Consider the following 4,971-nt stretch of genomic DNA (forward strand, 5'->3'; position numbering starts at 1 on the left):
ACCGCAGCCAACTCCTCACTCAGCACACACGATCAACGACACGACCGATCAAGAAGACACGCCACCACAAACGACACATGACCAAGCCCTACTAGCTGCCCGCCGGTAACGAAAATCAGGGGCGTCGGACGATCTACTCCTCAGACAGTCGCTCACGACCAGCGTGAGCGCCCCGAAAACCAGGCACACCAGCCCTTTGACCTGCGGCTTCAAGCTGGCGGAGGCTCACTCGTGTGCCCTGCGGTGAGCACGGAACGCAGTTCCATGAGATGCGAGGTGCCGGCCGGAAGTTGCAGTTGCGCCAGAAGGGCCAGTGCGGCCGTCGGCTCCAGGTCGCCGTAAAGGTCGTGATAGCTGGCGAGCAGGCCCTTGAACAGCGATCCGTGCAATGCGGGGAGGCGCACAACGGTGTCGTACGCCTTCTGCTTCACGGGCCAGGGCACGGGACCCGAGCAGGCCAGAACCCGGGCGGCACGGCGGAGTGATGCGTCCGATCCCTCCGTCACGATGTGCTCGATGTCGTTCCCAAGCACTGCAGCGAAGGCCGTCGCGGCGGTGTCGCGATCCTCGAACCAGTCGACCCAGAGCGAGTAGGTGACGGCCTCGGCGTCCCGGTCCGCCTCCAGCCGTCGGCGATAGCCGTCCCACAGCACGTCGGCGGACAAGGGCCCCTTTGATCCTCGGTCCGCGAACCGGATTTCGCACGTCACCCAATAGTCGTCGAGGAGATCCAGCAGCCCGAAGGCCAGCCTCAGCTGCCTGGCCATGTCCAGGCCCTCGTCGGCGAATGCCTCGCTGACCCAGGAGTGCGCGATCTCGTTGGCCGTGAGCGGCCCCTCCGACTCCTCGAGGTCGGCCCACCCGTCACCAGCCTCGACAACGCCCCGCTCGGCGAGCCAACGCCGAGCGTCCTCTACGGCTCGCATCTCCATGCGAAAAGTATGACAAGCCGCTGAATGTGACCGACCGCCAAGAACTCCCAGACGGACGATCTACTCCGCAGACTGTCGCCCTCGACCAGTGTGAGCACCGCGAGAACCGGTCACACCAGCCCTTTGACCTGCGGCTTCAAGTTGGCGTAGGCCCAGTGAGTGCCATGCCGTTGACGCGCTCAGCTCGGGGTCTGCCATGCCAATGCATCCTGCCCGTCCATCGAGCGATCGCGCCAACTGAAACGTCGTCATAGCCTGCTATCCGGACAGGATGCAGATCTGCACCGTTCATCACGGAGAACATCATGGCGCCCAGACTCCGCGTCCTTGAGGCCGGGCGCACCAGCCGATCATTGCGGGACAGCCCTTAGCTTGATCTTTAACCTGTGAGAGCCTTCGAGGCTGGGTCGCATACTGGTTCGATGAGTTCGATCGCCATGCGCCCTCGGTTCCGGGACCCTCGCAGCACGAAGTTCGACTTCCTCTCTTCGGTTCTCGTGTGCTGTCCCGGCTGCGAGAAGGTCGCGCACGTCGGCACAGCACCAGACTCGTCCGCGGTGCACGACCGGGACCTCTTCACGGCAAGGCGTCTCGTCTGTCGGAGTTGCGGGATGGCGAAGGAATGGAGTCGTGGCGGTGTGGCCCTGCACCGGGACCGGCACGCGCCGGCCACAGACCCGTACTTCGGCGTCCGTCTGTGGCTGCAGGCCGAGACCCGGCACGGGTGGGTGTGGGCCTACAACCTGGAACACCTGGACCTGATCAAACGGTTCGTGCAGGCACCGCTGCGTGAAGGGATTCCCTGGCACGACCACGGCCGGAAGATGACCGTGGTGGCCCGCCTGCCCGCATGGATGCAGCAGGCCAAAAATCGTGACGAGGTACTGCGGGCCATCGCCCGCATCCATGCCTCACTGCTTCGTACCTGACTTGATTTCTCACCTGTGCGGCGGGGTCGTGGCTTGGTCGGCTACGTGTTCCGGGACGTGGTGCTGCCCGTACTACGGAATGTGCGGACGTCATGGCGCGGGGTGGTTGGGCGGGCGTTCTTACGTCCGGGGCCGGGGCGGGTGAGTTCCGGTACTGCGGCCGGGCAGATGGCCTTGGGGCGGATGTGCCGGAAGTCGCGGCGGACCCGTGCGGACGTGAGCCTCAGCAGTGACCTGCACTGTTGCCGCGCCTCGAGGTCTACTTGGCCCGGACCATACGCTGGGCTGCGGCCCCGCAGCTCCGCCTGCCGGGCCTGCTGGTCTGCTTCGTGGAAGGATGACAGCGTGATGTCGGGATGGAAGCAGCCGTCGTCGACCCGGCCTTCGAGGACGAACCCGCAGAGGACCCGCAGGACTTCGTTGCCCAGATCCAGCGGGTGGAAGGGCAGGGGTAGCCGGGCGCATGCCGGACGGGATGCTGTCCGGCCCAGAAGCCCCGCTCCAGCGGCAGCGGGTTGCCGATCTGCTCGATGACGCCCTCGTCCGGGGAAAGGCGCAGGCTCCCGGTGCGGGAGACGTACTCGGCAAGCTCACTGGGGCAGGAGCGGCCCAGGTCCTGCGACGTGAGGATGTCGACGTCAGCGAACTGCCCGGCGCAGACCAGCCTGGGCTTTGGCCGGACCACCTCGTCCAGTACCCGCGGGCCAGCCGGTTCCAAGCCCTCCACCGCCAGCACCGTGGCGGCCAGGAGCCGGGCCTCCGCCTCGTCAGCCACCAGGCCTGGACGCAGGGCCGCACGAGGTCTCTGTCGCGCAAACGCGAGTAACGACGCCTTCGAACCCATGAACTGCCACCATTCCTCTCGTATGTGATTGCGCGTGAACTGCATGCGAGACTTTTGTGTCTCGCAGGGTGCCTGGACGAGGGCTGGGCGTTGGACGTTCGAGGTCAGGAGCGTGTCTGCAGCCAGGGGCGCGCCGCGGCCAGTGTTACTTCGATGTCGTCGCTCCATGAGCAGACTTCCAGCCACGACAGGTGGCCGTCCTGGGCGAAGATCAGGACCTCGCCGGGGCACTCGCCAGCTTCGGTGACGAGCTGCGCTTCGGCCGCCACGACTGTGTGCGGGCCCGAGGGCGCAGGCTCCACCCGGCTGGTGTCGAGCTCGAAGTAGGCGGTGCCGCACCCGCATGCGCAGCGCGCTCGCACGCTGAGGTGCGGAACCTGCCTTCGAAGCGCAACATGAACCGGATCGTCCGCGTGCAGGAGTGCCGTAAGCGCGTCGGCTACGTCGGCAGGCAGGCTCTCGTTCACCCCGCCACCGTAGCTGACCAGCAACTCTCGACTTCGGTCGTGCTCGCCCAGCGCTGGTGGGCCACCCAGCGTGCTGACGAGTCCAGGGCCAGGCCGGTGCCAGCGAGGCAGTCGTTGGCCTCCGGTCGATACTGCAGCACCTTGAACTTGCGCTTCACGGCACGGGTGATCTGGCTGCGGTCGGCGGCGGGATTACCGATGTCTCGCTTGGCCAGCGACCAGATGCCCGCTTGCGAGTTCGCCGGAAACGCGATGTGTGCAGGCAGCACACCGAGGGCGGCACGCGCACCGAACTGCACACCGGCCACACACGGCTTGGTGCCGCAGGTTCGCGCCTGCGGCACCCTTGCCGGGCAGACGTTCCGGCTGCTCAGCCGAAGTGGATGTCAGCTTCAGGAAGCCCGAGTTGCTGTCCGGGTGGACATGCCCCCTGAGGTCCTTGCGCGGTTCCCAGTTTAGGCGTCATGGGCGTGCGCTGGGCACATTGGGCGTGCACCGTGGGAGAGCCCGGGCAACTGTGGGGCGGGCGTCAGAACAGCGGGTCCTGGGCATAGCCCTCGCTGTCTGTACCCCGGTCGCGTTCCTCAGCGCACTCGTCGTCACCCGCCGCTGTCTCCCCCCAGCTCTTGCGGGGCTCCCCGCCGGTGTTCGTGCTCCGCCCGTTGGGCTGCGACGCTCGGGAGGGCGTCCAGTGCTTCTGCAGGGCGGTTTCGGCGTGCGAGGAGTTTGGCCCGGTCGGTGATGGCGTTGCCGTGAGGGTGGGTGGCGAGGAGGGTGAGGGCGTCGTCCAGTCGGCCGTCCTTGGCCATCAGGCCGGCCACGGTGCAGATGCGTTCCTCGGTGTCCATTTGAGGTGTCGCGTTGATCTCTGCGATGGCTTCACGGGAGCGGCCGAGTTCGCCCATCAGCCACCACCGGTGGGACGGCACCCAGTCCCCGGCTTCCGCGACGTACTGCGCACTGCACTCGTCAAGGAGCTGCAGTGCCCGCGCGTGGTGCCCGTTCTCGGTGAGCAGGTGGACGATTCCTTGCAGTGGGCTTTCCCAGGGGTCTTCGAAGGTGGGCCGGGCGGCCTCGATGGCTTCTTCGGAGCGTCCCTGTCCGGCGAGGAACTCCAGGAGCAGCCACTCTTGCGGGTAGGGGGCGGTGGCGACGTGTTCCCGCACGAGGCTTTCCGCTTCGCCGGCGCATCCCGCTGCGATCAGGGCGTTCGTCAGAGGTTGGAGGGCTTCGCCTGCGTAGTCGCCGGTGGCCGCCTGCCGCAGTTCCTCGATCCGCCCGTGCCGGACCAGGAGCCGCGTGTAGGAACCGACCGTGTTCAGCGGCCCGTACCGATGGGCGGCCATATCCTCGCGGAGCACCCGTATCGCCTCCTCCACCCGGCCCGAGCGCTCCAGCACCTCCGCCTGCAGGCCCAACGCCTCCCACAAGGGGTGCGAGGACCGTTGCGCCTGCTGATGGTGGCGTGCCTCGTCGGCGAGCGGCACCACCAGGTCCAGCACGCGAGCGTCCCGGCCCTGCCCCTCCGTCAGGTCCACCAGGCACCGCAATGCCCCCGGCTGGCGCAGGTGCGGCTCAAGGAAGCTGATCGCGTCATCGACACGCCCGCACTTCACGAGCATCCCGGCATAGATCTCGCACGCCCTCACCGACGGCGTCTCGCCCGCGGGGTACGCGAGGGTCAGCGCCTGTTCGGCCCGGCCCCCGGCGAGCAGGACATCCGCGCCGGCCGCTACCGCGGGCAGCCAGCCGGTCCTCGCGAACGGTTCCATCACCTCCCACGCCCGCTCGAACAGACC

The 4,971-nt window shown here is 67.3% G+C and carries 4 protein-coding genes and 2 pseudogenes; 1 reads left to right on the forward strand and 5 read right to left on the reverse strand.

The window, feature by feature from the left end:
- Nucleotides 1-209 precede the first annotated feature (209 nt).
- On the reverse strand, nucleotides 210-932 hold the full coding sequence (locus tag HNQ79_RS32865; protein ID WP_185036650.1) for a hypothetical protein: 723 nt from the start codon (nucleotides 930-932) through the stop codon (nucleotides 210-212).
- A gap of 437 nt (nucleotides 933-1,369) precedes the next feature.
- On the opposite strand from HNQ79_RS32865, the gene HNQ79_RS32870 reads away from it, so the two are divergent.
- Nucleotides 1,370-1,861: a hypothetical protein gene (locus HNQ79_RS32870; protein ID WP_185036655.1), complete on the forward strand. Its 492-nt coding sequence runs from the start codon at nucleotides 1,370-1,372 to the stop codon at nucleotides 1,859-1,861.
- A gap of 41 nt (nucleotides 1,862-1,902) precedes the next feature.
- On the opposite strand, the pseudogene HNQ79_RS34915 reads toward HNQ79_RS32870, so the two are convergent.
- From HNQ79_RS34915 to HNQ79_RS32890, 4 genes and pseudogenes are all read right to left on the reverse strand, one after another.
- Nucleotides 1,903-2,873, reverse strand: a pseudogene (locus tag HNQ79_RS34915) (DUF6928 family protein).
- Nucleotides 2,810-3,172 (reverse strand): hypothetical protein, encoded by a 363-nt coding sequence (locus tag HNQ79_RS32880; RefSeq protein ID WP_185036652.1) that lies wholly within the window; start codon nucleotides 3,170-3,172, stop codon nucleotides 2,810-2,812. The pseudogene HNQ79_RS34915 and the gene HNQ79_RS32880 overlap by 64 nt, the downstream one beginning before the upstream one ends.
- Before the next feature lie 80 nt (nucleotides 3,173-3,252).
- Nucleotides 3,253-3,411 (reverse strand): annotated as a pseudogene (locus HNQ79_RS34995) (IS630 family transposase); the annotation flags it as partial.
- Between the two features lie 360 nt (nucleotides 3,412-3,771).
- A partial coding sequence (locus HNQ79_RS32890; RefSeq protein ID WP_221508373.1) for a tetratricopeptide repeat protein occupies nucleotides 3,772-4,971 on the reverse strand: 1,200 nt, incomplete at its 5' end.

The organism is Streptomyces candidus (genome assembly GCF_014207445.1).
Lineage (GTDB): Bacteria > Actinomycetota > Actinomycetes > Streptomycetales > Streptomycetaceae > Streptomyces > Streptomyces candidus.

Excerpts from the sequence above, each read along its gene's own strand:
- HNQ79_RS32870 (WP_185036655.1), top strand. The coding sequence starts at position 1,370 with ATGCGCCCTCGGTTCCGGGACCCTCGCAGCACGAAGTTCGACTTCCTC.
- HNQ79_RS32865 (WP_185036650.1), bottom strand. The coding sequence starts at position 932 with ATGGAGATGCGAGCCGTAGAGGACGCTCGGCGTTGGCTCGCCGAGCGG.